28 protein-coding genes are annotated in these 25,977 nt (G+C 67.5%); 11 read left to right on the forward strand and 17 right to left on the reverse strand.

Annotated elements, in window-relative coordinates:
• Window positions 1-74: 74 nt before the first annotated feature.
• Window positions 75-809, forward strand: coding sequence for a response regulator (locus AC1DFU_RS20865; RefSeq protein ID WP_092298018.1), 735 nt, complete (start codon window positions 75-77; stop codon window positions 807-809).
• On the forward strand, window positions 806-2,086 hold the full coding sequence (locus AC1DFU_RS20870) for an ATP-binding protein (protein WP_092298022.1): 1,281 nt from the start codon (window positions 806-808) through the stop codon (window positions 2,084-2,086). Before AC1DFU_RS20865 ends, AC1DFU_RS20870 begins: the two co-directional genes overlap by 4 nt.
• 42 nt (window positions 2,087-2,128) lie before the next feature.
• On the opposite strand, the gene plsY is transcribed toward AC1DFU_RS20870, so the two are convergent.
• From plsY to AC1DFU_RS20900, 6 genes are all read right to left on the reverse strand, one after another.
• Window positions 2,129-2,740 (reverse strand): glycerol-3-phosphate 1-O-acyltransferase PlsY, encoded by a 612-nt coding sequence (plsY, locus tag AC1DFU_RS20875; protein ID WP_092298025.1) that lies wholly within the window; start codon window positions 2,738-2,740, stop codon window positions 2,129-2,131.
• Window positions 2,741-2,835: 95 nt separating this feature from the next.
• Entirely contained in the window at window positions 2,836-3,327 is a 492-nt protein-coding gene (locus AC1DFU_RS20880; protein WP_092298028.1) for an aminoacyl-tRNA deacylase, read from the reverse strand.
• A gap of 21 nt (window positions 3,328-3,348) precedes the next feature.
• Window positions 3,349-4,287 carry a site-specific tyrosine recombinase XerD gene (xerD, locus tag AC1DFU_RS20885; protein ID WP_441591781.1) on the reverse strand — a complete coding sequence of 313 codons (939 nt, stop codon included), beginning with the start codon at window positions 4,285-4,287 and terminating at the stop codon, window positions 3,349-3,351.
• A complete protein-coding gene (locus AC1DFU_RS20890) occupies window positions 4,284-4,763 on the reverse strand; it encodes a methylated-DNA--[protein]-cysteine S-methyltransferase (protein ID WP_441591783.1) in 480 nt (159 codons plus the stop codon). The genes xerD and AC1DFU_RS20890 overlap by 4 nt, the downstream gene beginning before the upstream one ends.
• Window positions 4,764-5,012: 249 nt before the next feature.
• Entirely contained in the window at window positions 5,013-5,990 is a 978-nt protein-coding gene (locus AC1DFU_RS20895) for a tripartite tricarboxylate transporter substrate binding protein BugE (protein ID WP_092298037.1), read from the reverse strand.
• Between the two features lie 92 nt (window positions 5,991-6,082).
• On the reverse strand, window positions 6,083-6,703 hold the full coding sequence (locus AC1DFU_RS20900; RefSeq protein ID WP_255370917.1) for a chalcone isomerase family protein: 621 nt from the start codon (window positions 6,701-6,703) through the stop codon (window positions 6,083-6,085).
• A 180-nt stretch (window positions 6,704-6,883) separates the two neighbouring features.
• Here AC1DFU_RS20900 and AC1DFU_RS20905 point away from each other — a divergent pair, with 180 nt between their 5' ends.
• Entirely contained in the window at window positions 6,884-7,777 is an 894-nt protein-coding gene (locus AC1DFU_RS20905; protein WP_441591785.1) for an AEC family transporter, read from the forward strand.
• Here the strand turns inward: AC1DFU_RS20905 and queG are convergent.
• A complete protein-coding gene (gene queG / locus AC1DFU_RS20910; protein ID WP_255370918.1) occupies window positions 7,774-8,931 on the reverse strand; it encodes a tRNA epoxyqueuosine(34) reductase QueG in 1,158 nt (385 codons plus the stop codon). The genes AC1DFU_RS20905 and queG overlap by 4 nt on opposite strands.
• Before the next feature lie 16 nt (window positions 8,932-8,947).
• On the opposite strand from queG, the gene tsaE reads away from it, so the two are divergent.
• Together tsaE and AC1DFU_RS20920 are read left to right on the forward strand one after the other, a co-directional pair.
• Window positions 8,948-9,481 (forward strand): tRNA (adenosine(37)-N6)-threonylcarbamoyltransferase complex ATPase subunit type 1 TsaE, encoded by a 534-nt coding sequence (tsaE, locus tag AC1DFU_RS20915; RefSeq protein WP_441591786.1) that lies wholly within the window; start codon window positions 8,948-8,950, stop codon window positions 9,479-9,481.
• A complete protein-coding gene (locus AC1DFU_RS20920) occupies window positions 9,475-10,974 on the forward strand; it encodes an N-acetylmuramoyl-L-alanine amidase (RefSeq protein ID WP_092298049.1) in 1,500 nt (499 codons plus the stop codon). Before tsaE ends, AC1DFU_RS20920 begins: the two co-directional genes overlap by 7 nt.
• An 83-nt stretch (window positions 10,975-11,057) precedes the next feature.
• On the opposite strand, the gene AC1DFU_RS20925 is transcribed toward AC1DFU_RS20920, so the two are convergent.
• Window positions 11,058-12,086, reverse strand: a complete 1,029-nt coding sequence (locus AC1DFU_RS20925) for a bile acid:sodium symporter family protein (RefSeq protein WP_092298052.1) — start codon at window positions 12,084-12,086, stop codon at window positions 11,058-11,060.
• Window positions 12,087-12,180: 94 nt separating this feature from the next.
• On the opposite strand from AC1DFU_RS20925, the gene AC1DFU_RS20930 reads away from it, so the two are divergent.
• The gene (locus tag AC1DFU_RS20930; protein ID WP_441591788.1) at window positions 12,181-13,089 is read left to right on the forward strand and encodes a LysR family transcriptional regulator; all 909 of its coding nucleotides are present in this window, start codon (window positions 12,181-12,183) and stop codon (window positions 13,087-13,089) included.
• A 9-nt stretch (window positions 13,090-13,098) separates the two neighbouring features.
• Here the strand turns inward: AC1DFU_RS20930 and AC1DFU_RS20935 are convergent, their stop codons facing one another.
• Complete coding sequence (locus tag AC1DFU_RS20935) at window positions 13,099-13,872, reverse strand: class I SAM-dependent methyltransferase (RefSeq protein ID WP_092298058.1); 774 nt, start codon at window positions 13,870-13,872, stop codon at window positions 13,099-13,101.
• A 124-nt stretch (window positions 13,873-13,996) separates the two neighbouring features.
• Between AC1DFU_RS20935 and AC1DFU_RS20940 the strand changes: the two genes are divergently transcribed.
• The gene (locus AC1DFU_RS20940; RefSeq protein ID WP_441591790.1) at window positions 13,997-14,791 is read left to right on the forward strand and encodes a helix-turn-helix transcriptional regulator; all 795 of its coding nucleotides are present in this window, start codon (window positions 13,997-13,999) and stop codon (window positions 14,789-14,791) included.
• 9 nt (window positions 14,792-14,800) lie between these two features.
• Here the strand turns inward: AC1DFU_RS20940 and AC1DFU_RS20945 are convergent, their stop codons facing one another.
• The 7 genes from AC1DFU_RS20945 to AC1DFU_RS20975 form a co-directional block, all read right to left on the reverse strand.
• Complete coding sequence (locus tag AC1DFU_RS20945; RefSeq protein WP_441591792.1) at window positions 14,801-15,559, reverse strand: 3-hydroxyacyl-CoA dehydrogenase; 759 nt, start codon at window positions 15,557-15,559, stop codon at window positions 14,801-14,803.
• 151 nt (window positions 15,560-15,710) lie between these two features.
• Entirely contained in the window at window positions 15,711-16,376 is a 666-nt protein-coding gene (gene adk / locus AC1DFU_RS20950; protein ID WP_092298067.1) for an adenylate kinase, read from the reverse strand.
• A gap of 310 nt (window positions 16,377-16,686) precedes the next feature.
• The gene (gene kdsB / locus AC1DFU_RS20955; protein WP_441591794.1) at window positions 16,687-17,496 is read right to left on the reverse strand and encodes a 3-deoxy-manno-octulosonate cytidylyltransferase; all 810 of its coding nucleotides are present in this window, start codon (window positions 17,494-17,496) and stop codon (window positions 16,687-16,689) included.
• Window positions 17,497-17,507: 11 nt separating this feature from the next.
• Window positions 17,508-17,720: a Trm112 family protein gene (locus tag AC1DFU_RS20960; protein WP_092298073.1), complete on the reverse strand. Its 213-nt coding sequence runs from the start codon at window positions 17,718-17,720 to the stop codon at window positions 17,508-17,510.
• The gene (gene lpxK, locus AC1DFU_RS20965) at window positions 17,701-18,825 is read right to left on the reverse strand and encodes a tetraacyldisaccharide 4'-kinase (RefSeq protein ID WP_441591796.1); all 1,125 of its coding nucleotides are present in this window, start codon (window positions 18,823-18,825) and stop codon (window positions 17,701-17,703) included. The genes AC1DFU_RS20960 and lpxK overlap by 20 nt, the downstream gene beginning before the upstream one ends.
• A gap of 181 nt (window positions 18,826-19,006) precedes the next feature.
• On the reverse strand, window positions 19,007-19,438 hold the full coding sequence (locus tag AC1DFU_RS20970) for an ExbD/TolR family protein (protein WP_441591798.1): 432 nt from the start codon (window positions 19,436-19,438) through the stop codon (window positions 19,007-19,009).
• A gap of 16 nt (window positions 19,439-19,454) precedes the next feature.
• Complete coding sequence (locus AC1DFU_RS20975) at window positions 19,455-20,075, reverse strand: MotA/TolQ/ExbB proton channel family protein (RefSeq protein WP_092298078.1); 621 nt, start codon at window positions 20,073-20,075, stop codon at window positions 19,455-19,457.
• A gap of 1,096 nt (window positions 20,076-21,171) precedes the next feature.
• On the opposite strand from AC1DFU_RS20975, the gene xseA reads away from it, so the two are divergent.
• From xseA to AC1DFU_RS20990, 3 genes are all read left to right on the forward strand, one after another.
• Window positions 21,172-22,566, forward strand: coding sequence for an exodeoxyribonuclease VII large subunit (xseA, locus tag AC1DFU_RS20980; RefSeq protein ID WP_092298080.1), 1,395 nt, complete (start codon window positions 21,172-21,174; stop codon window positions 22,564-22,566).
• A 170-nt stretch (window positions 22,567-22,736) separates the two neighbouring features.
• Window positions 22,737-23,315 (forward strand): superoxide dismutase, encoded by a 579-nt coding sequence (locus AC1DFU_RS20985; protein ID WP_092298083.1) that lies wholly within the window; start codon window positions 22,737-22,739, stop codon window positions 23,313-23,315.
• A gap of 176 nt (window positions 23,316-23,491) precedes the next feature.
• Window positions 23,492-24,166 (forward strand): response regulator transcription factor, encoded by a 675-nt coding sequence (locus AC1DFU_RS20990; RefSeq protein WP_092298086.1) that lies wholly within the window; start codon window positions 23,492-23,494, stop codon window positions 24,164-24,166.
• Window positions 24,167-24,195: 29 nt separating this feature from the next.
• Here AC1DFU_RS20990 and AC1DFU_RS20995 read toward each other — a convergent pair whose 3' ends face one another.
• On the reverse strand, window positions 24,196-24,552 hold the full coding sequence (locus AC1DFU_RS20995; RefSeq protein ID WP_369823513.1) for a response regulator transcription factor: 357 nt from the start codon (window positions 24,550-24,552) through the stop codon (window positions 24,196-24,198).
• Window positions 24,553-24,877: 325 nt separating this feature from the next.
• On the opposite strand from AC1DFU_RS20995, the gene AC1DFU_RS21000 reads away from it, so the two are divergent.
• Complete coding sequence (locus AC1DFU_RS21000) at window positions 24,878-25,900, forward strand: LysR family transcriptional regulator (RefSeq protein ID WP_092298092.1); 1,023 nt, start codon at window positions 24,878-24,880, stop codon at window positions 25,898-25,900.
• The last annotated feature ends 77 nt before the right edge of the window (window positions 25,901-25,977 follow it).

A 25,977-nucleotide genomic window follows, 5' to 3' on the forward strand; every position in this document is an offset into this window, starting at 1 on the left:
GGGTGTAACCTCCGGAAACAAAACGGTCGGGGTAAATCGCCATCTGGCGCTGCCGGCCTGACTATCATGTGGCTATGCGAACGAACCAGCCTACCCAGATCCTCGTCGTCGACGACGATCCCGAACTGCGCGACCTCCTGCGCGAGTACCTGACCAGCCAGGGCTTTGCCGTCTCGGTCCTGCACGATGGCGATGGCCTCCAGGCCCGCCTCGAGCGCGAGCGGCCGGCGCTGATCGTGCTCGACCTGATGATGCCGAAGGTGGACGGCCTGACCGCGCTGCGTAACCTGCGCGCCAAGAACGACGACATCCCGGTGATCCTGCTCACGGCGCGCAGCGACGAGATCGACCGCATCGTCGGGCTGGAGATCGGCGCCGACGACTACCTCGGCAAGCCGTTCTCGCCGCGCGAGCTGCTGGCGCGCATCAACGCGGTGCTGCGGCGCAAGCTGGCGCGCCCGGCCGCCGCGCCCGAGGACCGCGAATCGGTGGCGTTCGGCCCGTTCCGCGTCAATTTCCGGCTGCGCACGCTGTTGCGCAACGACCAGTCGGTGCAGATCAGCGATACCGAGTTCGCGCTGCTCAAGCTGCTGCTGTCCCACCCGCTGGAAGTGCTCTCGCGCGAACGCATCGTCGAGCTGATGTACGGCAGTGCCAGCGGCATCAGCGACCGCGGCATCGACGTGCAGATCTGGCGCCTGCGCCGCCTGCTCGACGAGGACGCCCAGCGTCCGCGCTATATCCAGACCGTACGGGGCCGGGGCTACACCTTCGTGCCTGACGAAGCCGAGGACAGCATTCCGCAATGAAGCTGAGGATCGACACCCTGTTCGGCCGCATGGCGCTGCTGATTGCGGCCGTGCTGTTCATCAGCCATTTCTCGTGGCTGGCCATCCTGCGCATGGACCGCCGGCAGCAGCAGATCGACTATTCGGTGGAGCAGATGATGTTCCAGCTGAAGAGTATCGAGCGCGCGCTGGACGCGAAGCCGCCGGTGGCGCTGCCGAGCCTGGTCGAGGTGGCCGATACCGCCGAGGCCGACGAGCATTCGGCCGATCCGGCGCCCGGCCGGCCGCGCCGGCTGGTGGAGCAGTTCGTGCGCCAGCTGCCCGCCGGCACGCAGATCCGCCTGGAAGACGAGACCACGCCGCGCCTCTGGATCAAGCTGCCCACGCGCGCGCAGTGGATCGCCATGCCGATTCTGTTCGTGCACAATCCGCCGCCCGACAACCGCATGGTGCCCGGCGTGGTGCTGGTGGTGGGGGTGGCGATCATCTTCGCGCTGCTGATTGCGTGGCAGATCCAGCGCCCGGTGCGCGACATGGCCGAGGCCGCCGAGCAGCTTTCCCGCCAGCATGCGGTCAAGCCGCTGCGCGAGCGCGGGCCGCATGAGCTGCGCCAGTTGATCGTGCGTTTCAATCGGATGGTGGCGGACCTCGCGCGCATCGACCAGGAGCGCAATACGATGCTGGCCGGCATCGCCCACGACCTGAAGACGCCGCTGGCGCGGCTGCGGCTGCGTGCCGAGATGCTGTCCGACCCCAAGGCGGCGGCCGGCGTGACCCGCGACGTGGACTCCATGGCGGCGATCGTCGAACAGTTCCTGAGCTTCGCCCAGAGCAGCGAGCCCACCGCCCGCCCGGTGCCGGTGGACAAGCGCATCGGCGAACTGGCGCTGTCGCTGCAGGAGCAGGACCGCACCGTGGTGCTGGAACTGGCCGCTGGCGAGGGCTTCCGGATGATCGCCACCCAGCTCGATCGCATCATCGGCAATCTTGTCGACAACGCCTATGCCTATGGCGCGCCGCCCGTCTGCGTGGCGACGGCACGGGGGCCGGACGGCTGGCGGCTGACGGTGGAAGATCAGGGACCCGGGATTCCGGAAGAGGCGATGGAGCGCGTGACGCTGCCATTCGTGCGGCTGGACCCGGCGCGTGGTGGCAATGCCCACTCGGGACTCGGCCTGGCCATCGTGGACCGCCTGGTGCGGCAGGGCGGCGGGCGGCTGATGCTGCTCAACCGGCCCGACGGCGGCCTGCGGGTGGAGATGGTGTTCCCGTTCGCGGCGCTGGCGCAGGCCGCGTAACGGTCAGTAACGGACAGTAGCGGTCAGGCTGGCGAGGTGCCCTCAGCCAGCCTTCTTCTTCTCGCCGATCCGGCTTTCCTTGCCGGCCAGCAGCTTGGCGATGTTCTGGCGGTGGCGCACCACCAGCAGCACGCCGATCACGAAGACCGCGCCGGTGATGATATCCACGCCGAACATCAGCACATAGAAGAACGGCGCGAAGATGGCCGCCACCAGCGCGGCCAGCGACGAATAGCGGAAGAAGAACGCGATGATCAGCCAGGTGGCCAGCGTGCCGGCGCCCAGCAGCGGATGGATCGCGAACAGGATGCCGGCGGCCGTGGCCACGCCCTTGCCACCCGCGAAACGGTGGAACACCGGGAACAGGTGGCCCAGGAACACGCCCAGCGCCGCGAGCGCCACGCCCGAATCCTCCAGCCCGTAGCCCGGGCCGAAGTGCCGGGCCAGCCAGACCGCGAACCAGCCCTTCAGGCCGTCCCCAATCAGCGTCAGGATGGCCGCCTTCTTGTTGCCCGTGCGCAGCACGTTGGTGGCGCCGGGGTTGCCCGAGCCATAGCTGTGCGGGTCCGGCAGGCCCATGAGCTTGCTGACCACGACGGCAAAGGACACCGACCCGATCAGGTAGGCGACGACGGCGAATAGCAGGTTGACCATTGCAGGGGAATCTTTTTGGGGGTTTCAGGCTGGCGCGATTGTAGCGCGCCCGTCCGTGTCAGTCAGGCTCGGGTCAGCCCCGATTCAATCCGATTTCAGTCCGGCAGGGCGCACTCGACCGGCTTGGCCTCCAGCAGCCGCGTCAGCACCTCCGGCGCGATGCTGACCAGATAGCCGCGCCGCCCGCCGTTGATATAGATCCGCTCCAGCGCCAGCACGCCGGCCTCCACATAGACCGGCATCCGCTTCTTCGTGCCGAACGGCGACGTGCCGCCGACCATGAAGCCACTGTGGCGCTGCGCCACCTCGGGCTTGCACGGCTGCACGCTCTTGCAGCCAATCTGCCGCGCCAGGTTCTTGGTCGAGACCGAGCAATCGCCATGCATCAGCACGATCAGCGGCTGCGCGCGCTCGTCCTCCATGACCAGGGTCTTGACCACGTCGTGCTCGGGCACGCCCAGCTGGCGGGCAGACTCGCCGGTGCCGCCGTGGTCGACATATTCATAGGGATGCTCGCCGAAATCCACGCCATGCCGGCGCAGCATCTGCGTGGCGGGGGTCTCGGAGATGTGTTTCGCTTTGCTCATGAGGCGCGGCGCGGCAGGGGGTTAGCCGCGCGGATGGTGGTGGAGATGCAACTCGCGCAGGCGCTCGCGCGCCACGTGCGTGTAGATCTGCGTGGTGGAGATATCGGCATGGCCCAGCAGCAGCTGCACCACGCGCAGGTCGGCGCCATGGTTCAGCAGGTGCGTGGCGAACGCGTGCCGCAGCGTATGTGGCGAAAGCGGCGCATGGATGCCGCCTTCGCGCGCGTGCCTCTTGATCAGGTGCCAGAAGGTCTGGCGCGTCATGCCTTCGCCGCGCTGCGTGACGAACAGCGCGTCGCAGGGGCGCCCGGCCAGCAGCGCGGGGCGCGACTCGGCCAGGTAGCGACGCAGCCAGTCGCCGGCCTGCGCGCCGAACGGCACCAGCCGCTCCTTGTTGCCCTTGCCGCCCACGATGCGCGCCACGCCCTCGTTCAGGCCGATTTCCACGGTCTTCATGTTGGTCAGCTCGGACACGCGCAGCCCGCTCGCGTACATCAGCTCGAGCATGGTGCGGTCGCGCAGCCCCAGCGGGGTGTCGGTATCGGGGGTTTCGAGCAGGGCCTCGACCTGGGCTTCGGAGAGCGTCTTCGGAAAGCGCGGCGGCTGCTTGGCGGGCCGCAGCAGCAGGCACGGATCGGCCTGGATCATGTGCTCGCGCAGCGCCCACTGGTAGAAGCGGCGGAACACGGTGAGCCGCCGGTTGGCCGACGAGGCCCGTGTCTCCAGATGGCGCGCGGCGAAGTAGGCGGACAGCAGGGTGTCGTCCACGCCCAGCAGCTTGCCGTGGGCGGCGCCGTGGAGCCAGCGTGCCAGCAGGGCGAGGTCGCGGCGATAGGCGTCGATGGTGTTGCGCGACAGGCCGTCTTCCAGCCACAGCGCGTCGCAGAAGCGATCGACCAGCGCGAGATCGGCGCTGGGATCGGTGCCGGCCGGGGCCTCGGCGTGCACAACCTCGCTCATAGCAGCATCGCGCCCTCGTGGCGCAGCAGCCAGCGCTTCACGCCGAGATGGAAGCCTTCCTCGCCATGATGGGCGAAGCCCCCCAGCCCGTTGGCGGCCACCACGCGATGGCAGGGAATGACCACCGGGAACCAGTTCTGCCCGCACGCCTGCCCCACGGCACGCGGCATGCTTTGCAGGCGCTTGGCGATGGTGCCGTAGGTGGTCAGGCCGCCACGCGGCACGGCCGAGATGGCGTCCCAGACCTTGCGCTGGAACGCGGTGCCGCGATGGGCCAGCGGCAGGTCGAACACGGTGTCGGGGTCGGCGTAGTAGGCGTCCAGCTGCGTGGCCACGCGGCGCGCGAGGGCGCTGGCCGGGGCAATCAGCTCGAAGCTGTCGGGCAGGTAGACGATTTCGTGGACGTGCTCGCCATCGGCACGCACGCCGATCTTGCCGAAAGGCGCGGGCAGGACGGCATCGAAGCGGTGGGACATGGCTGGCGGACGGCTGGGGTGATGACCCCGGATTTTATGCCGATTCGCGCCGGTGCTGCGGTTTGCGCCTCTCTCCCTCTGGGAGAGAGGCCGGGAGAGAGGGCAGGCGCTGGCCGGAGCCCGCATGCTGGAACACACCGAAGGCTCCGCTTGATGTGGTCGCATGCTGGACCACCCCTCTCCCCGACCCTCTCCCACTGAGGGGAGAGGGAGCAAAACTCGTGGTCCTGAAGGGCCACTTGGGCGTACTTACTGCTCCAGCTTGATGTTCTGCACCTTCACAAGCGTCTTCATCTTGTCGAATTCCTTCTTGATCTCGGCGGCGTGCTGGGCCGGGGTGTTGCCCGACGGCTCGGCGCCAGCCGTGCGCAGGCGCTGGACGAAGTCCTTGTCCTGCAGCGCCTTGACGGCCGCCGCGTTCAGCTTGGCGATCACGTCGTCCGGCGTGCCGGCGGGGGCCACCAGGCCGTACCAGGCCGGGTCATTCGGCTCCTTCAGGCCCATTTCGCCGAAGGTCGGCACGTTGGGCAGGCCGTCCACGCGCTTGTCCCACGCCACCACCAGCGCGCGCAGCTTGCCGGCCTTGATGTAGGGCATCGACGACGGCAGGTTGTCCACCATGATCGGTACCTGGCCGGCCAGCACGTCGTTCAGCGCCGGGCCTGCGCCACGGTACGGAATGTGCACCATGAACGTCTTGGTCGAGACCTTGAACTGCTCGCCCAGCATGTGGCCGAAGCCGCAGGTGCCCGACGACGCATACGAGTACTTGCCCGGATTGGCCTTCAGCACGGCCAGGAACTCCTTGTAGTCCTTGGCCGGGAAGTTCGGATTCACGGCGATCACGTTGGCCACGTTGGCCACGTTCGTGATGGGCTTGAAGTCCTTGATCGGGTCGTACGACAGCTTCGGGTTGCAGGCCGGGTTCACGGCCATGGTCGAAACCGTGGAGATGCCGATGGTGTAGCCATCCGGCGGGGCCTTGGCGATGGCGTCGGCGCCGATCGAACCGCCCCCGCCAGCGCGGTTTTCCACCACCACGGGCTGGCCGAGGATGCGGCTCATCTGGTCGGCCACGCCACGGCCCACGATGTCGGTGGTGCCACCCGGCGCGAACGGAATGATCAGGCGGATCGGCTTGGTCGGAAAGCTTTGCGCGTGCGCCACGGAAGCCACCGAGGCGATGGCGGCAACGGCCAGGGTCAGTGCGGTTTTACGAGCGTGCATGAGAAGAGAGTCTCCCGTTCTGAAAGCCGGACGGATCGCGCCCGGGGAGGTCATAAAACGCCGGCGAGCGTTGCGCCGGCGGCGTTGCGGATTCAGCCGCCCAGCAGGCCGCGCTTGAGTTCGCGGTCCACCGGATGTTCGCCCAGGAAGATGCGCAGCACCGCCTGGTAGAAGTCCTCGCCCGGAATCGGCCGCCCGCGCGGGATGCCGTTGACGGCCACCACGGTGCCGCTTTCGGGGGCGTAGTCGAAGTTGATGACATCGCCCCGGCGCGCCGTGCCGACCAGGTTCATGGTCTGCTCGAGCTGGGTGAGGCGGTCGGCCAGCAGCTTTAGCTGCGGCTCGGAGTGGTTCTCGCGCAGGCCCGTGTTCAGCGCCTTGACGAAGGCATCGGACTCCACCTCGCGCAGCGGGCGGATCTGCAGCCGCTTGGGCCCGTGCGTGCCCAGCGCCACGGTGGCGTTGCGCGAACGCTCGGGCAGGTAGAGCCCGGCCGCGTAGCCCTTGATGACGAACACCGCGCGCAGCCCGGCGCCATTCAGCTGCAGCTCCTTGCCGCCGACGCGCGTGGCGTCGTCGAAGCGCACCCCCTCGATCTCCATCGCCATGGCATGCGTGGAGATGGCCGACAGCGGCGACAGCAGGCCCACGGCCACGGCGAGCGCGGCGGCGTGTCTGCGGAGAGCGGTGGATCGGCGGGCGGGGACCTTCATGGGTGCGGCGGGCAAGACGAAATTTGGCATGCCATGTTGCCGGAGTTCTGGAACAATACCCATCCGTATCTGCCCTAGTCTGCACATTTGGCCGTGCCTGCCGTGGGGGTTCCCCGCCCGCGTTCCCGGTTGCCGCATGCGTCACAAGGGTGGTCTGTCGTGCATAAAAACTAAAGAGACATGTCTTCAGCATTGCTGCTGGTGCCGGACTTCAGCCTGATCCTGATCGGCTGGCTGCTGGTCCGCTACACGCCGTTCGACCGCGTGTTCTGGTCCGGCGTGGAACGCCTGGTTTACTTCGTCCTGTTCCCGGCGTTGCTGTTGCAATCCACCAACAGTGCCAGGTTCGATTTCTCCTCCACCTCGGCCATGCTGGGGCTGGCGCTGGCCACCACGCTCTTGGGCGTGGTCACGGGCTGCCTCGTCAAATTCGTGCTGCGGCCGGCCCCGCGCGACTTCGCCTCGGGGCTCCAGACCGCCTTCCGCTTCAATTCCTATATCGGGCTGGCCCTGGCGTCGCGGCTGGGCGGCAGCGAGGGGCTCGCGCTGATGGCGCTGGTCGTGGGCGTGACCGTGCCGCTGTGCAACGTGGTGGCGGTGTGGGCGCTGGCGCGGCATGGGGAGTCCCGGCTGCTGCGCGAGCTGGCGCGCAATCCGCTGATCCTGGCCACGGCGGGCGGGCTGATTACCAACCTGCTTGGCCTGCATCCGCCCGAAGTGGTGGCGATGACGCTCAACCGGATCGGCTCGGCCTCCACGGCGTTGGGCTTGATGACCGTGGGCGCCGGGCTCCAGATGCGCGGCGCCATGGGCGCGATCGGGCCGGTGGCGTGGTGGTGCGGCGTGAAGCTGCTGGCGATGCCGGCCTTCGCGTGGCTGGCTGGCCGCTACCTGCCGCTGACGGCGCTCCAGTACCAGATCGTGGTGCTGTTCGCCTCGCTGCCCACGGCGCCGAGCGCGTACATCCTCGCGGTGCGCATGGGCGGCAATGGGCCGATGGTGGCGGCGACGATCTCGCTGATGACCATCGCCGCCATCGTCACCACGCCGTTCTGGCTGGCGCTGGTCAGCTAGGGAGCGGGGGCGGCCGGGGAGGGGTCCTGGGCCAGTGCCCAGTCGATATGCTCGCGCACAAGCGGCGTGGCGGCGTCCTGCCGGGCCCGCAGCGCGGCGCGGATGCGCCCGGCCAGCGCCGGATCGGTACCGGCCGCCGCGCGCAGGCTGTTGCCCAGCCCCACGGCGAGGTTGCGCAGCCAGCGTTCATGGCCGATGCGGCGGATCGGGCTGCCTTCCAGCCGCTGGTTGAACTCGGCCTCGGTCCAGTCGAACAGGTCGACCATGTCGGGCGCGTCGAAGCCGTTGCGCACATCGAAATCGGGCAGCGTGGCCCGGTGCGCGAACTTGTTCCACGGGCAGGCGAGCTGGCAGTCGTCGCAGCCATAGACGCGGTTGCCCATCGGCGCGCGGAATTCCTCGGGAATCGGCCCCTTGTGCTCGATAGTCAGGTAAGAAATGCAACGCCGGGCGTCGAGCCGGTACGGCTCCAGGATGGCGGCGGTGGGGCAGATGTCGATGCAGCGGCGGCAGTTGCCGCAGTGGGGGGCCTCGGGCGGGTCCGCAGGCAGGGGCAGGTCGACGAGGATTTCGCCGAGGAAGAACATCGAGCCGCCGTCGCGGTCCAGCAGCAGCGTGTGCTTGCCGCGCCAGCCCAGCCCGGCCTGGCTGGCCAGCGCCACCTCCATCACCGGCGCGGAATCCGTGAATACGCGATAGCCGAACGGGCCGATGGCCTGCTCGATGCGCGCCGCCAGCTGCTGGAGCCGGTTGCGCAGCACCTTGTGATAGTCGCGGCCCCGGGCGTAGAGCGAGAGCACGGCCGTGGACGGATCGTCGAGCCGCGCGAGTTCGTGGCCGCGCCAGTCGTCAGGGCCTTCGGCAGGCAAATAGGGCATGCGGGCGACGATGGCCCGCACCGTGCCCGGCACCAGTTCGGCCGGCCGGGCGCGCCGCATGCCGTGGTTGGCCATATAATCCATGTCGCCGTGGTAGCCCGCCTGCAACCACGCCAACAGGCCCGCTTCCGCGTGGCGCAGATCGACATCGGCGATGCGGATCGCATCGAAGCCAAGCGCCGCGCCCCAGCCACGCATGGACTGCGCCAGGGCGGCCAGATCCGGTGGCGCCTGTGGCGAGATTTCAGTGGGGGCGGGTGCTGCGACATCGATCATTCCTGAATTGTACGCAATGCCCCTGCTCGAAGAACGCATCCTGACGCTGCTGGACGAGGCCGCCACCGCCCGCTTCGGCGCCGCGCTGGCCGCCACGGTGCAGGCCATGCCGCCGCGCACGGTGCATGTGCAGCTCTCGGGCGACCTGGGCGCGGGCAAGACCACGCTCTCGCGCGCCGTGCTGCGCGCGCTGGGCCACGCGGGCAAGGTCCGCAGCCCCACCTACACGCTGTGCGAGCCCTACGAGGTGGCCCGGGCCGATGGCTCGCCCCTCACCGTCTACCACTTCGACCTGTACCGCTTCGCGGACCCCGAGGAGTGGATCGACGCCGGATTCCGCGACTGTTTCGCCGAGCCGGCGTTCAATCTCGTCGAATGGCCGGAAAAGGCGGGCCGCCTGCTTGGGGAACCGGACCTCCACGTGTTGCTCCAATCGGACATCCGCGCGCTGGAATTGGCCGCGGGCGCCGATCCGGAAGGCGCCGATCCCCGCATGGCCACGCTGCGGGCCTATACTCCCACTGGACTTATCCTGCTGAACGCATGCTGATCAAGCGACTCGCCACCGACCGACCCGATGGACCCGACGGACTGCTGCAGGCCCGGCGCAAGTGGATGGCGCAGGCTGCGCGGCTGGGCGCGGGCACGGTGGTGCTGACCCTCGTCGGCCCGCAGATTGCACGCGGCGCCGGCATCGTGGCCGTGCGCGTCTGGCCCGCCGAGGATTACACGCGCGTGACCATCGAGTCCGACGCGCCGCTGGCCGCGCAACACCAGATGATCCGCAGCCCGGACCGCCTGGTGGTCGATATCGACGGCCTCGACCTCTCGCCCACGCTGCGCGAGCTGGTGGCCAAGATCAGCACCAACGACCCCTATATCCAGACCGTGCGCGTGGGCCAGAACCGGCCGCGCGTGGTGCGGATGGTGTTCGACCTCAAGGAAGACGTCTCGCCGCAGGTGTTCACGCTGGCCCCGATCGGCAACTATCGCAACCGGCTCGTGTTCGACCTCTACCCGGTGAATCCGCCCGATCCGCTCTGGAAGCTGGTGCGCGATACCGAGGACAAGCAGCGCCGCTTCGCCCAGACCCCGCCGCCGGCCGGCAGCGAGGGCGTGTCCGGCGCGCCGCCCGGGGCCGAGGAAGATGCGATTGGCGCGCTGGTGCGCAAGTTCGAGGATAAGGACCAGCTCCCGCCGGCCACCACGGCGCCGCCGCCGGCTGTCGCGCAGGTCAAGCCCAGGCCTTCTACCCCTTCGGCTCCCTCGGCACCGCCCGTGCCGCCGCCGATGGCCCAGACCAATGTGCCGCCGCCCAGCCAGTTCAAGATGCGCCGCCTGCTGACCGTGGCCCTTGACCCCGGCCACGGCGGCGAGGACCCCGGCGCCATCGGCGCGGCGGGTTCGCGCGAAAAGGACGTGGTGCTGCAGATCGCGCACCGGCTGCGCGCCAAGATCGACGCCCAGCCCAATATGCGCGCGATGATGACGCGCGACTCGGACTTCTTCGTGCCGCTGAACGTGCGCGTGCAGAAGGCGCGGCGCGTGCAGGCCGACCTGTTCGTGTCGATCCACGCCGATGCCTTCCTGTCGCCGGAGGCGCGCGGGGCGTCCGTGTTCGCGCTGTCGGAGCGGGGCGCGTCCAGTACTGCCGCCCGCTGGCTCGCCAACAAGGAAAACAACGCCGATCTGATCGGCGGGACCAATATGGGCAACAAGGATGCCCAGGTGGCGCGCGTGCTGCTGGACCTGTCCACCACGGCGCAGATCAACGACAGCATGCAGGTCGGCAAGGCCGTGCTGGGCGAGATCGGCGGCATCAACAAGCTGCACAAGGGCAGCGTGGAGCAGGCCGGGTTTGCCGTGCTCAAGGCGCCGGACATTCCGTCGATCCTGATCGAGACCGCCTTCATCAGTAACCCGGAAGAGGAGCGCAAGCTCAACGACGACGCGCACCAGGAGCAGCTGGCCAACGCCATCCTGCGCGGCATCAAGGCGTACTTCGCGAAGAACCCGCCGCTGGCGAAGAATCCGTCGGTGTAAGCCCTTTTCGTACTGGTCAGAAACAAAAAGCGGCGCCCGAGGGCGCCGCTTTTGTCATGCGGGGAGGGAGAGGGGGGTGCGGCTCAGGCGCGCGCCGTGCCGCGCGCCTCGGGGGCGTCGTCGCGGCTGGCGTAGCGGCCGGCGATCACCGAGCAGACGATCAGTTGCAGCTGGTGGTAGACCATCAGCGGCAGCACCAGCAGGCCCAGCGCGGGATGGCCCGCGAACAGGATCTTGGCCATCGGAATGCCGTTCGCCAGGCTCTTCTTCGAGCCGCAGAACACCGCCGTGATCTCGTCTTCCACCGAGAAACCGAGGCGGCGGGCGACGAAGGTGGTGGCGCCGAGCACCACGATCAGCAGGATCGCCGCGATACCCATCACCGCGCCGATGGTCTGCCAGTGGTACTGGTGCCACAGGCCAGCGGCCGTGGCATCGCAGAACGACGAATAGACGATCAGCACGATCACGCCACGGTCGATCTTGCTGGTGATCTGCTTCTTCTTTGCCAGCCAGTTGCCGATCAGCGGACGGGCCAGCTGGCCCAGTGCGAACGGCAGCAGCAGTTGCAGCGCCACGCCAGTCAGCGCGCGGCCCAGCGGCATGTTGCCGGTGCCCGAGGCGCTGATCACCAGGCCCATCAGCAGCGGCGTGAGCGCCATGCCGATCAGGCCCGAGATGGTGGCGTTGAAGATGGCGCCCGGCACGTTGCCGCGCGCCATCGACGTCATGGCCACCGACGAGGACACCGTGGACGGCAGCACGCACAGGAAGAACACGCCGAGCAGCAGGTCTGCCGGCAGCGCGTCGCGCAGCGCGAACATCAGCACCACGCCCACCACCGGGAACACCACGTAGGTGAACGCCTGGACGAACACGTGCAGGCGCCAGTGACGCGCGCCGGCCACGAGTTTGTCGCGCGAGAGCGCTGCGCCGTGCAGGAAAAACACCAGCGCGACGCCAAGGTTGGTGACAATGCCAAGGTGCAGCGGGCCGTCACCGGTACCGACCTCGGGGGCGATCAGCGCCACCGCAATCGCGGTCAGCATGATCAGGACGAAGCCGTCGATCAGGTCGTACAGCTTTTTGAAGGGAGTCAGGATGGCAGACATTGGGGATAGTGCTTAAGGGTTTCCGCTTGGTATTGGACGCCAACGGCGTCTAGAATGCAAATTCATTTATCGTATTGATTCATCTGATCGTTGCATGAATTACACATTGCGGCAGTTGCGGGTCTTTCTGGCGGTGGCGGCGCACGGCAGTTTCAGCCGGGCGGCGGATGCCGTCGGCCTCACGCAGCCGGCGGTGAGCCGGGGCGTGGCAGAGCTTGAGGAAGCACTTGGCGTGCGGCTGCTGGATCGCACCACGCGCGAGGTGGTGTTGACCGATGCCGGCACGGCGCTGGTGCCAGCGCTGGAGCGGCTGCTCGGCCAGCTGGACGACACCCTCGAGGAAACCCGCCAACTGGGCGAGCGCTACCGAGGCCGCGTGGTGATCGCCAGCGCACCCACCATCTCCGCCCGCCTGATGCCGATGTATGTGGCGGAATGCGCACGCCAGTACCCGGAAATCCGCCTGTTCGTGCGTGACAACGTGCAGGCCGATGGCCTTGAACAGATCCGTGCCGGCGCGGTGGACTTCGGCGTGCTGATCGATCCGATGGCGCGGGAAGGGCTGACCATCGCCCCGCTGGCGACCGATCCCTTCTGCTTCGTGTGCCGCCGGGATCACCCATTGGCGGACGCCAAATCGGTCTCATGGACCGCCTTGCACGGTCAACGGCTGGTGCTGCTCGATTTCGCGTCCGGCAGCCGGCCGCTGATCGACCGGATCTTCGCGCGCCATGGCGTGGCGCCGCATGTGGTGCAGGAGCTGGGCCATTCGGCCAGCGTGTTCGGAATGGTGGAGGCGGGGATTGGGGCGTCGGTGCTGCCGTCGTTCTCACTGCCGCTGCCGGAGGCGTCGCCGCTGGTGTCGCGCCCGCTCACGCCGCGCGAGGAGCGCAGCATCGTCATGGTCCGGCGCGAGGATCGCTCGCTCTCGCCGGCGGCGGCAGCGGTCTGGCAGATGGTCCAGACGCTGCCGATTCCGGCCGAAGCGGTCCTGACTAATTAGTTAACAGCCTTATCCGATGCGCGGCGTGGCGGTCACCATGGTCGCCTCCAGCGAGAAGCTGCCGTCTGGCTGCACCCGGTAGCGCTCGCGCACCTCGGCGGGCGCCTGCTGCCAGAGATGGCGGATGGCGGCCACCGCCACCTCGGGCGTGCGCATGCGCGCCACCCAGGTATCGAAATCGAGTTCGATCCGCCAGGTCGGTGACACCGTCACATCGAATCCCGCCGCTTCGCACAGCGCCGCCCATTGCGTCGGCGAAAAGTCGCGGATGTGTGACGGATCGCGCAGCAACTCCACCGACTGGAGCCACGTATCGCAGAGCGGATCGTCGGCGCCGGCAATATCGATCATCACCAGCTTGCCCTGCGGCTTTACCACGCGGCGGATTTCGCGCAGCGCGGCGGGCACGTCGCGCCAGTGATGGGCGCTCATGCGCGAGACCACGGCGCAGAAGCTGGCATCGGCGAACGGCAGCGTCTCGGCCGCGCCCTGCTGTGTGGTGATGTTCGTCAGTCCTCGCTCACGCGCGGCGCCCGCCACCACGTCGAGCATGGACGGCGAGAGGTCGTACGCGACTACCGCATTGGCCTGCGTCGCCGCAGCGAAGCTGGCATGGCCGGCGCCGCAGCCCAGGTCGAGCACGCGGCTATGGCCCACCGGCTTCAGGTGGGCGAGGGCGGCTTTGAGTTGATCGAGATCCGCGCCCTGGGCGTGGACCGCGCTGGTGAGATAAGCCTGCGCGGTGGCGCCAAACTGCGCCGCGACGAGTTCCTGCTGTTGCATGGGGTGCCTCATTGTTCTATTTGGACGGGGGAAGACTTGCCTTGGGCCCAAGGGTTCACGTACTGTAGACGGCACGTTTTCCCGGTACAAGTGACCGATTTATCCTGGTATAAGAAGCACCACCATGTCCGAGCCATCTGCCCCTTCATCGCGCGAAGCCGAACTTGGCGCCTTCCTGCGCGCCCACCGGGAGCGCCTCACGCCTGCCGATGTGGGCCTGCCGCCCGGCCGGCGGCGCCGCACCCCTGGATTGCGTCGTGAGGAAGTCGCGCAACTGGCCGGGCTCAGCGCGACCTGGGTGACGTGGCTGGAGCAGGGCCGGCCGGTGTCGATGTCCGCGCGTGCGCTGACCAGCCTGGCCCAGGCGCTGCGGCTCTCGCGCGCCGAGCACGGTTACCTGTTCGCGCTGGCGGGCCGTCCCGCCCCGCGCGATGACGCCGAGCCGGCCGTGCCGCCCGCGCTGCTGGCCAGCGTGCATGCGATCGCCGGCCCCGCCTATCTGCTTGATCGGCAATGGAATGCGCTGGCGTGGAATGCGGCGGCGGCCGACCTGTTCGTCGGCTGGCTCGATCCCGGCAGTACGGAGCGCAACCTGATGCGTGCGATGTTCCTGTCGCCGGCCTTGCAGGCACTGGTCGAGGACTGGCCGCATCGGGCGGCGCGGCTGGTGGCGGAGTTCCGCGTGCACAGCCTGCGCCATGCCGAAGACCCGCCGACGCGGGCGCTGGTGGAGGGATTGCGGGCGGAGAGCGCGGCGTTTCGCGCGGCCTGGGCCTCGCAGGATGTGGAGGAGCGCCAGGGCGGCCGGCGCGGGTTTCATCACCCGACGCGCGGCCTGCTTGCCTTCGAACAGATCACGATGGTGCCGCCGGCCGCGCCGGGCCTGATGCTCGGCATGCTGCTGCCGACGGCCGGGTAGCGTCGGTACTTACTTCGGCTGCATCCGGATCGCGCCATCGAGGCGGATCACCTCGCCGTTCATCATCGTATTGACGACGATGGCCTGCACCAGCATCGCATACTCGGCCGGACGGCCCAGACGCGGAGGGAACGGCACCATCCGGCCGAGCGCGTCCTGCACTTCCTGCGGCATGCCCATCAGCATCGGGGTCTCGAACAGGCCGGGGGCGATGGTCATGCAGCGCACGCCGTCGCGCGCCAGGTCGCGGGCGATGGCCAGCGTCATGCCGACCACGCCGCCCTTGGACGCCGCGTAGGCCGCCTGGCCAATCTGCCCGTCGTACGCCGCCACCGAGGCGGTATTGATGACCACGCCGCGCTCGCCATCGGCGTCGGGCGTGTTGCGCACCATGGCGGCAGCGGCCAGCCGGATCATATTGAACGTGCCGATCAGGTTCACGCGCACGGTCTTCTCGAACGAAGCGAGCGGGTGGGGGCCATCCTTGCCGACGGTCTTGGCCGCCACGGCGATCCCCGCGCAGTTGACCAGCCCGGCCAGCCGGCCAAGCTTCAGCGCGGCGTCGACAGCCGCCTGGCCATCCACCTCGGACGCCACATCGCACTTCACGAACTGGCCGCCCAATTCCTCGGCCAGCGCGGTCCCGGCCGCCTCGTTCAGGTCGGCGATGACGACCTTGCCGCCGGCTTGCGCCAGCATCCGCGCGGTGCCCGCGCCCAGTCCCGATGCGCCGCCGGTAACGATGAATACGTTGTTCTGGATGTCCATCCGCCTGTCTCCTTGGTTTCCTGTGGTCAGATTGCCGTTTACGTTAACGTAAATCGACCGTCATGGGAAAGACTGCGGATAAAAAACGAACGCGCGGACGAAAAAAAGGCGACCCGGAGGTCGCCTTTCTCGGTACAGCGGCGCGGTGCGCTTACTTCAGCGCTTCGAACACGGAGGCCGTGATCTTGTCCACATCGCCCACGCCCGCGATCTTGCGGTACTTGGGCGGCGACACCTTGGCCGACGCGTCACCGTTGGCGGCCCAGTTCGAGTAGTAGTCGACCAGCGGACGGGTCTGCTGCGAGTACACGTCCAGGCGCTTGCGCACGGTTTCTTCCTTGTCGTCGTCGCGCTGGATCAGCGCTTCGCCGGTCACGTCGTCCAGCATGTCCTGCTTGGGCGGGTTGAACTTGACATGATAGGTGCGGCCCGAAGCCACGTGCACGCGGCGGCCGCTCATGCGCTCGATGATGGCGTCGAACGGCACGTCGATCTCCAGCACGTAGTCGATGGCCACGCCGGCTTCCTTCATCGCCTCGGCCTGCGGAATGGTGCGCGGGAAGCCATCGAACAGATAGCCCTTTTCGCAGTCGCAGTCCTTAAGACGGTCCTTGACCAGGCCGATAATGATGTCATCGGACACCAGCCCGCCCGCGTCCATCACCTTCTTGGCTTCGATACCCAGCGGCGTACCGGCCTTCACCGCGGCGCGCAGCATGTCGCCCGTGGAGATTTGCGGAATGCCGAACTTTTCGCAGATGAACTTGGCTTGCGTGCCTTTGCCGGCGCCAGGTGCGCCCAACAGGATCAAACGCATTTACGGGTCCTCAGAACAATTTGAATTCGGTCTTGCGGGGGTATCGAAGGAGGGTAACGCCGCAACTTGACGCAGGACTTACGCCGGCAAGTCGTGCCGACGTCACGTCATGGTTGGCGCCCGGGCGCACTCGGCTGCCGAAGGCAGCGGGGCTCACGGTCTGGCTCGCTTTCTCTATCTCCCCACCGAGCCTTATGCGGACGCGTAGCACGCGCCCACGGGCTCTGTATCGGCAAGCATTATGCCACGGGCAGTACGGTTCGGATTCCGTTCAGGTTGCAGCAGTATGAACTTCCGTGCAGGAATGCTGTCACGGACCTTCCTGCGCCACGCTGCTGGCCCACAGGGCGCGCACGCGTTCGAGGTCGGCCTGGGTGTCCACACCGGGGGCAGGTGCTGCCCCCGTCACCAGCACGCCGATCCGCTCACCGTGCCACATGGCGCGTAGCTGCTCCAGGGCCTCGGTCTGCTCGATCGGGGCGACGGCCAGCGTCGGAAACCGGCGCAGGAAGCCCGCGCGGTAGGCATAGAGGCCGATATGGCGCAGCACCGGCATGGCCGGCAGCGGCACGGTGGCGCTGGCCGCCGGCTGCGTGGGCACGGCGGTCCAGGCGTCGCGCGCCCACGGAATCGGCGCGCGCGAGAAATACAGCGCCCGGCCGAGGTTGTCGCACACCACCTTCACCACGTTCGGATTGAACACCTCCGCCACGTCATCGAGCGGATGCGCCGCCGTGGCGATCGCGCAATCGGGATGGGCGGCCAGATACAGCGCCACCTCGTCGATCAGGTTCGGGTCGATCAGCGGTTCGTCGCCCTGCACATTGACCACGATGTCGTCGTCGGCCAGGCCCAGCAGGGTGGCCACTTCGGCGAGGCGGTCGGTGCCGGACGGATGGTCGGCGCGCGTGATCACCGCCTCCACACCGTGCGCGGCACAGGCTTCGGCCACGGCGGCGGCATCGGTGGCCACCACGGTACGGCGCGCGGACGAGGCGTGGGCGCGTTCGGCCACGCGCACGATCATCGGGTGCCCGCCAATATCGGCAAGCGGCTTGTTCGGCAGGCGCGTCGAGGCGAGCCGGGCCGGAATCACGACGGTGAAGGCGGGAATACGCATCGCGGGAAAACTCAGTTGCCGGCGGCCGGGGCGGACGGCTCCACGGGCACCACGCGGCCCGGCACGGTCTGGCGCGCTTCATCGGCCAGCATGACCGGAATGCCATCGCGGATGGGGTAGGCCAGCTTGTCCGCGTGGCAGATCAGTTCCTGCGCGGCGCGGTCGTATTCGAGCTTGGCCTTGCAGAGCGGGCAGACGAGGATTTCAAGCAGCCGGTTGTCCATCGTGGGATTCCTTGTCGAGCCCGGTCGTCGCCCCGTTTGCTGCGGGGGCGGCTTGCCCCACGGTGACGGGCGTGGCGATGGCCGGGTTGCGCGCCTGCACGGCGCGGCGGATTTTGTCGATCAGGCCCGCGTCGATCACGGGCGTGGTGGGGACGACCCAGATGCGCGGGTCGTCGAAGCGGTCGCATTTTACGGCATCCTTTTCGGTGATCAGGATGACGTCGGCATCGAGCGCCGCCGGGTGGTCCGCGAACGGGTCCTCGGCAAAGTCGTAGTGGTCCGGCAGCGGCAGCGTGGCGGGCTGGAGGCCGGCGCCGCGCAGGCTGGCGAAGAACCGTTCCGGATTGCCGATGCCTGCCGCGGCCAGCACGCGCCGCCCCGCGAAGGTGGAGAGCGGGCGCACCATGGTCGGGTCGTTCAGTTGCCACGCGTCGTCGAGTTCCAGGCGCATGCCGTAGACATCGGGTTTGTCGGGCGTGGCGCGGAAGTGCGGGTCGTTGATCAGCGTGGCGTCGCGCGGACGGGTCAGCGGTTCGCGCAGCGGGCCGGCCGGCAGCAGCATGCCGTTGCCGCCCATGCGGGTGTCGAACATCACGATCTCGAAGTCGCGCTGGAGCTTGTAGTGCTGCAGGCCATCGTCGAGCAGCAGCACGTTCACGCCGGGGTGGGACACCAGCATGGTCTGCGCGCACAGCGCGCGGTCCGGATAGACCCAGACCGGCACGTCGGTGGCGCGCGCGATCAGCAGCGGTTCGTCGCCCACCTGGCTGGCCTGCGAGGTGGGTTTCACGCGGCGCGGATGCTTCAGCGACACGCCATAGCCGCGCGAGACCACGCCGGGCCGCAGCCCCGCTTCGGTCAGCGCGCGCGCCAGCGCGATCACGGCCGGTGTCTTGCCGGTGCCGCCCACGGTGACATTGCCGACCACGATCACCGGCATCGGCAGTCGGGTCGATTTGAACCAGCCGTTGAGATAGCCGTGCCGGCGCACCCGGGCGATCAGGCCGAACAGCAGCGAGGCCGGCCACATCAGCCGCGCGAACCAGCCGCGGCGCTGCCACTGGGCGGTGACGAAGTCGGCTACGGCGTGTCGGGGAGCGGGCATGCGGGCGGCGGAGGCGACGATAGGGCGGACGGAAATCGGCGATGGCGCACCGGCTGGCGCGCCATCGATCGGCATGCAGACATTATGGGCATTGCGCGGCGCACGCCGCAAGCCCGGTGCGGATGGTACACCAGCGGCCCGGCGCCCTTTGGGCGTGGGCCGCCGGGTATACCGGGGCAGGTCAGCGTTGCTGCGTGCTCTGCGTGGCGAAGGTCAGGCGCGACAGGCCGGCCACACGTGCGGCCTCCATCACATTGATGACGGCCTGATGGCTCGCCTGGGCATCGGCATTGACGATGACCACGGGCGGCGGGCCATTGCCGAGGGGGCCGGCTGCGTTGCGTAGCTGATCGGCGAGGCTCGTCACGTCCTTCTGTTCGAGCACCTGCTTGTTGACCGAGTAGACGCCACGGGCCGAGACCGACACGACGATCTCGCTCGGCCGCTGCGGGGCGCGCTCGGCGTCAGCGGTCGGCAGCTGGATCTGCAGCTCGGTGTAGCGCGAATAGGTGGTCGTGATCATCAGGAAGATCAGGATCACGAGCAGGACGTCGATGAGCGGGATCAGGTTGATCTCGGGCTCCTCGCGCCGCTGGCGGGAACGGAAATGCATGGCGCGTCCCCGCGGCTCAGGCCCGCCGCTGGGGCAGGATCGCGTCGAGGAACGTGGTGGCGCGGAATTCGAGTTCGGCCACGTAGTCGTCCACGCGGCGGCGGAAGTAGCGCCAGAAGATCAGCGCCGGAATGGCCACGATCAGGCCGAAAGCCGTGTTGTACAGCGCCACCGAGATGCCGTGCGCCAGTTGTTCCGGGTTGGCGCCGGTGCCGCCCTGGCTGCCGAAGATCTCGATCATGCCGATCACAGTACCGAGCAGGCCCATCAGCGGGGCCACCGAGGCAATCGTGCCGAGCGCGTTCAGGTAGCGCTCCAGCTCATGCGCCACGACGCGGCCGGCTTCCTCGACGACATCCTTGGCGGCGTCACGCGAGGTATGCGGCTGCAGCACCACATGGCGCAGGCCGGCGGCCAGCACGCGGCCCAGCGGGGAATTCTTCTCGAGATTGTTCACCACCTCGGGCGTGGCCTTGCGCTGCTGGGCGGCCGACAGGGCCTCCTCGTACAGACGGGCCGGCAGCACCTTGCTGCGCTTGAGGGTGAGGAAACGTTCGACGATCAGCGCGAGGGCAATGATCGAGGCGAGCAGCAGTGGCCAGATCGGCCAGCCGGCCGCTTGAATGATGGAAAACACGTGGACCCCCGAAATCTACAGAACCAACAGACCCGAAACGGACAGCGAGGTACCGGTGCGGTACCGCCAATGCGCGGCAGCCTTTGTTGCGCACCGATGGACCCGGCGCGCCGCGGCAATGCTCGAAAAATGCAGGCGCCACTCTAACCCGCCCCTCGGCGCGCGGCAAGACACTCGCGCGCGTGCTGTCTCAGGCGCGCATCGGCCCGGCCCGGGCGGCTCGTGTGGCTGTCTGCGTGGCTGTCTGCGTGGCTTTCCACATTGGCGCGGGACAGTGCTGTGGACGGGTTGTGGAAAGCTGCCTGAAAAGCGGGCTAAGCCCTTGATTGGAAAGGGTGTCCATGGCGTTGCCCAAAAAACAGGCAAACGCGGCGGGTGCGCGATGCGGCCTGGCGGCGCAGGTGCCGGAGTCCGACCGCCACCGCTGTCCACAGCGGCGCGGGACAGGACTGTGGACCCGCTGTGGACAGCGTTCTGAGAAGCCGCCTAAGCCGTTGATCCATAACGGGGAACCGTGCCCTGCCTAAAAAACGGGCAAATGAGCCAAAGGGAGCGAAAGGGCGCAGGAAGGTGGCCGAAGGGGCCCTTCGCGCCGCCTGTCCGGAAAAAGTCGACCGCTTTCCACATGAAAGCAGGACAGTACTGTGGACCGCTTGTGGATAAGCGCCGGACAAGCGGGTTAAGTCATTGATCGATATGGACTTCCGTTCGATTGCTGAAAAATCAGGCACTTTTGGTGCACTGCGGTGCCCGGTGAGCGGGGATCGACATCGCAACTCGCCAGCCGTTGCTGTAGCGCAAGCGCCGCGCATCGGCGGAAGTTCTCCACAGGCAAAACGCTTGACAAATTGATTATCCAGAACTTCTGTGGATAACTTTGTGAACAAGATGCGGCCGCTGGCCGTAAGTGGTTGACGCGTAAGGTTTTCTCTTACATTGCCTGTTTTTTGGTCCGACCCGATTCCTCATAAGAATCAAAGGGTTGTACGGATGGATGCGGCAATCCGAGCGATCGGCGCGGCCCGGGGTGTACCACTTGACACAGCGGGTATGCTGTGGACATGTCCATTCCACGCCGCCTGTGCGGCCGTGCGCCATGCCCGACTTTGAGAATGTTCCGCGCAACCTGCCGCCCGCGATGCCCGCCGTGTCCGCGCGGACCCGGGAGGTCATTCCCGTCAGTGAGCTGAACCATGCGATTGCCGGCGTGCTCGAGCGCAGCTTCCCGCTGGCCTGGGTGCGCGGAGAAATCTCGAACTTCACGCGCGCGGCGAGCGGTCACTGGTATTTCTCGCTCAAGGACGCCCGCGCGCAGATCCGCTGCGTGATGTTCCGGGGGCGCAACCAGCACGTGGATTTCGCCCCGCGCGAAGGCGAGGCGGTGGAAGTGCGCGCGCTGGTGTCGATGTACGAGGCGCGCGGCGAGCTGCAACTGGGTGTGGAGGCCATGCGCCGCGCCGGCATGGGCAATCTTTACGAGGCTTTCCTGCGCCTCAAGGAAAAACTTGCCCAGGCCGGTCTGTTCGCTCCCGAACGCAAACGACCAATTCCGAGCCACGCCCGCACGATTGGCGTGGTGACGTCGCTACAGGCGGCAGCGATGCGCGACGTGCTGACTACGCTCCAGCGGCGCGCGCCACATGTGCCGGTCATCGTCTATCCAGTGCCAGTGCAGGGCGCCGGCGCGGCCGAGAAGATCGCCGCCATGCTCGATATCGCCAGTGCGCGGCGCGAATGCGACGTGCTGATCCTGTGCCGGGGCGGCGGCAGCATCGAGGATCTCTGGTCGTTCAACGAGGAAGTGGTGGCGCACGCGATTGCGCGCAGCGCCGTGCCGGTGGTGTCCGGCGTGGGCCACGAGACCGATTTCACGATTGCCGATTTCGTCGCCGATGTGCGCGCCCCCACGCCCACGGGCGCGGCGGAACTGGTCAGCGCGGACCGCGCGCATCTGCTGCAGGCGGTTCGCCGCGCGCGCGATGCGCTGGCGCAAAGCCTGGACCGGCAGATGGAACGCCGCGCGCAGCACCTGGAATGGCTGGCGCGGCGGCTGCGCAGCCCGCAGGCGCAACTGCAGGAGCGGCGCGCGCGGGTCGACAATCTGGCCCGGCACTTGCGTGCAGCCCTGCGCGATACGGTGTCCGCGCAGCGCCACCGGCAGGACGTATTGGCGATGCGCTGGCGCGCGTGCCGCCCCGACGTGGCGGCCGCACAGGCCGATTTGGGCCGGCTGGCCGCGCGCCTGGACGCCGCCGCCGTGCGCCGCCACGAGCGCGAAAGCCAGCGGCTGGGCCGCGTGGCCGGCGCGCTGGAATTGCTGGCGCCGCAGCGCACGCTGGAACGCGGCTATGCGGTATTGCTGGATCAGCGTGGCAAGGCGCTGCGCTCGCCGGCCGAATTGCGCGCGGGCAGCGTGGTGGAGGCGCATCTGGCCGATGGCGTGGCGGACCTGGAAATCGCCGGGGTGCAGGCCAAGCTGGCGGCGTTCTGAAGTCGTTCTGAAGTCGTTCTGGAGCCGTGATGGGACTGATTCTCAATCGACCCGACATTGTCTTCCGCGCAAACTAACATGAGTCCAGGGGGCATTCCGCCCGCGTTTGCGCGGGTCTGGCAAGTCACCTACAATCGGCAACTCCCCACCCCAAACCAAGAGACAGAACAATGGAACACAAGCTCCCCCCGCTCCCCTACGCGCATGATGCCCTGGCTCCGCACGTCTCCAAGGAGACCCTGGAGTTCCATCATGACAAGCACCACCAGACCTACGTCACGAACCTGAACAACCTGATCAAGGGTACCGAGTTCGAGAACGACACGCTGGAAGCCATCGTCAAGAAGTCGTCGGGCGGCATCTTCAACAACGCCGCCCAGGTGTGGAACCACACGTTCTACTGGGATTCGATGAAGCCCAACGGCGGCGGCCAGCCGACCGGCGCGCTGGCAGATGCCATCAACGCCAAGTGGGGCTCGTTCGACAAGTTCAAGGAAGAGTTCACCAAGACCGCCGTGGGCACGTTCGGCTCCGGCTGGGCCTGGCTGGTGAAGAAGACCGACGGTTCGCTGGACCTGGTCTCCACCTCCAACGCCGCCACGCCGCTGACCACCGACGCCAAGCCGCTGCTGACCTGCGACGTGTGGGAACACGCCTACTACATCGACTACCGCAATGCCCGTCCGAAGTACGTGGAGGCATTCTGGAACGTGGTGAACTGGGACTTCGCGTCGCAGAACTTCGCCTGAATCCAGGTTCCGCAAGCGTGACAAATTCGTCACGAAGGCGGTAGGGAAAGGCCCCGGAACGGGGCCTTTTTCGTGTCCGCGCCCGGCGGTGGTGCGGCAGCGCCTGCACATAGTAAATCACCTACAATAGCCACAATAGCGAAGGTGATCGACGCAGTAACCCCCCAGGAGGCGAGATGAGTTCGTGGTCGCAAACGACGTTGGCCAAAAGCCCGCAGGACAGCAAGGAGCGAGTGGTCTACGTGGTCGATGACGACGAGGCGGTCCGGCTCGCCCTGAGCGGCCTGCTGCGCTCCACCGGCCTGCGCGTGGAGACTTTCGAGTCGTCGCAGGAATTCCTGGCGTTTCCCAAGCATGATGCGCCGAGCTGCCTGATTCTCGATGTCCGCCTGCGCGGCGAGAGCGGCCTCGCGTTCCAGGAGCAGATTGCCAAGAGTGGCGTGCGCATGCCGATCGTGTTCATGACCGGTTATGGCGATATTGCGATGACGGTGAAGGCGATGAAGGCCGGCGCGGTCGATTTCTTCGCCAAGCCGTTCCGCGACCAGGACATGCTGGACGCAGTGGCCAACGCCCTGGCCCGTGACGGCGAGCGGCTGGCCGCCGAGCAGTCGGTGGCGGGTCTGCGCACGGCCTACGAATCGCTGACCCCGCGCGAGCGCGAGGTGCTGGTGTTCGTGGTGGCCGGCCTGATGAACAAGCAGATCGCCTATGAGATGGATCTCACGGAAGTCACCGTGAAGATCCACCGTGGCCGGGTCATGAAGAAGATGGCCGCGCGCTCGGTGGCCGATCTGGTCCGCAAGGCCGAGTCACTGGGCGTCCAGCCACAGCCGCGCAAGCCGGCCTGAGCGGACGCCACCTTCCGGCATTCGTCGATCTACGATGGCAGGTCCAGCGCCACGCTGAGCCAGTGGGCGATGGCGTCCGGGTCCACCGGCTTGTCGAGCACGGCCAGCGCGCCGTTCTCGGCCGCGCGGGCCTTGAGGTCTGCGGTGGGGAACGCAGTGATGAAGATCGTCGGCGGCGTATAGCCGAGCGACAGGATGCGTTCATGCATCGCCACACCGGACATGCCGGGCATCATCACGTCGGAGATCAGGCAGGCGGTGACGGCGAGCAGGCCCGATTGCAGGAACTCCTCCGCCGAGGCAAACAGGCGTGTCTGCCTGCCGAACGAGCGCACCAGGCTCTCCGTCGCGAGGCGAACGGCCTCTTCATCGTCGACAATCGACACTATCTGATCAGAAGGCAAAAGACCGACCTCGACCCTTGGGGATGGATATGGCACGCGACAGGCGTGCACCTATCGCGTGAATGTGTAGACGTTTCCAGCGTAGCGCGCATGCCTGCGGCGGAGCATTATACAAACGTATTACGCGTCGCCTGGCGGCCCTCAGGTAATACCCCAGTATGACTTCGCGCATCCTAGGTAGGACCTCCCGCTACCCCTGTGCAGAATAGTTTTACGGCCCCCCGGCACGTAACCTTCTGTCATGGCCGGTGCGAAGTGCGCAGTGCACTCCGCAGACTGCCGGCACGCTTGATAGGGGGGCCATCAAATGCATCAGACGGTGTCATCTCAGTGTGGTTTTCGTGTGGGCACGCCCAATCGCGCCGACGCGCTGTCCAGCTGCTTCTCCACCAGCTACGCCGGCATCATCGCGTTCATGGCGGTGGCCACGGAGGGCAGCTTCGTGCGCGCCGGGGAGCGACTGGGCATCGGCCGTTCGGCGGTTTCCCGGAGTGTGCAGAAACTGGAAGAGCAGCTAAGTACCCGCCTGTTCCTCCGCACCACGCGTACCACGAACCTGACCCGCGAGGGCGAGCGCTTCTTCGAGAACTGCAACCTCGGCGTGACCCAGATCGTCGGCGCCATGAACGACATGCTGGACCTGCGCAACGGCCCGCCGCAGGGCATGCTGCGCGTCTGCTCCACCGTGGGCTTCGGCCGCAATGTGGTGGCGCCGCTGCTGCTCAAGTTCTCCGAGGCCTACCCGGACATCTCGGTGGAACTGCTGCTCGATGACCGGCCCGCCAATTTCGCCGCCGATCAGGTCGACGTGGCGTTCCGCGACGGCTATATCGACGACTCCAGCATCATCGCCAAACAGCTCATTCCGATGCAGATGGTGGTCTGCGCCGCGCCGGCCTATGTCCAGAAGCGGGGCCTGCCGGCCACGCTGGACGAACTGGGCGAGCACGACTGCATCAACCAGCGCTTCACCAGCGGGCGGGTGGCCGAGTGGGAATTCAAGGTGGACGGCCAGCTGCGCAAGGTGCTGCCGACTGCCCGGCTGACCTTCAACGACGCCGACCTCGTGCTCCAGGCCGTGCGCGATGGCCGGGGCATCGCCCAGATGCCGGCGCACCAGGTGAAGGACTACCTCGCGCGCGGGGAACTGGTCATGGCCCTGCGCCAGCATGTGCCGAGCGACCGCGGCCACTACATCAGCTACCTGTGCCGCCAGCACCTGCCCACGCGCATCCGGGCGTTCGTCGATTTCATGACCGACCAGATCCGCGCGCTCGACCTGCTTCAGGTGGCCGAAAGCGAAGCCGTGCCGGAGCGGATGGCGGCCTGAAGAAAAAGCGCCTGATGAGGCATATTAGGCGACTGCCGGCCCTGCTCCCCAACATATGCCCACTGACCTTGCTGTGC

This window comes from Cupriavidus sp. 10L45, assembly GCF_056395225.1.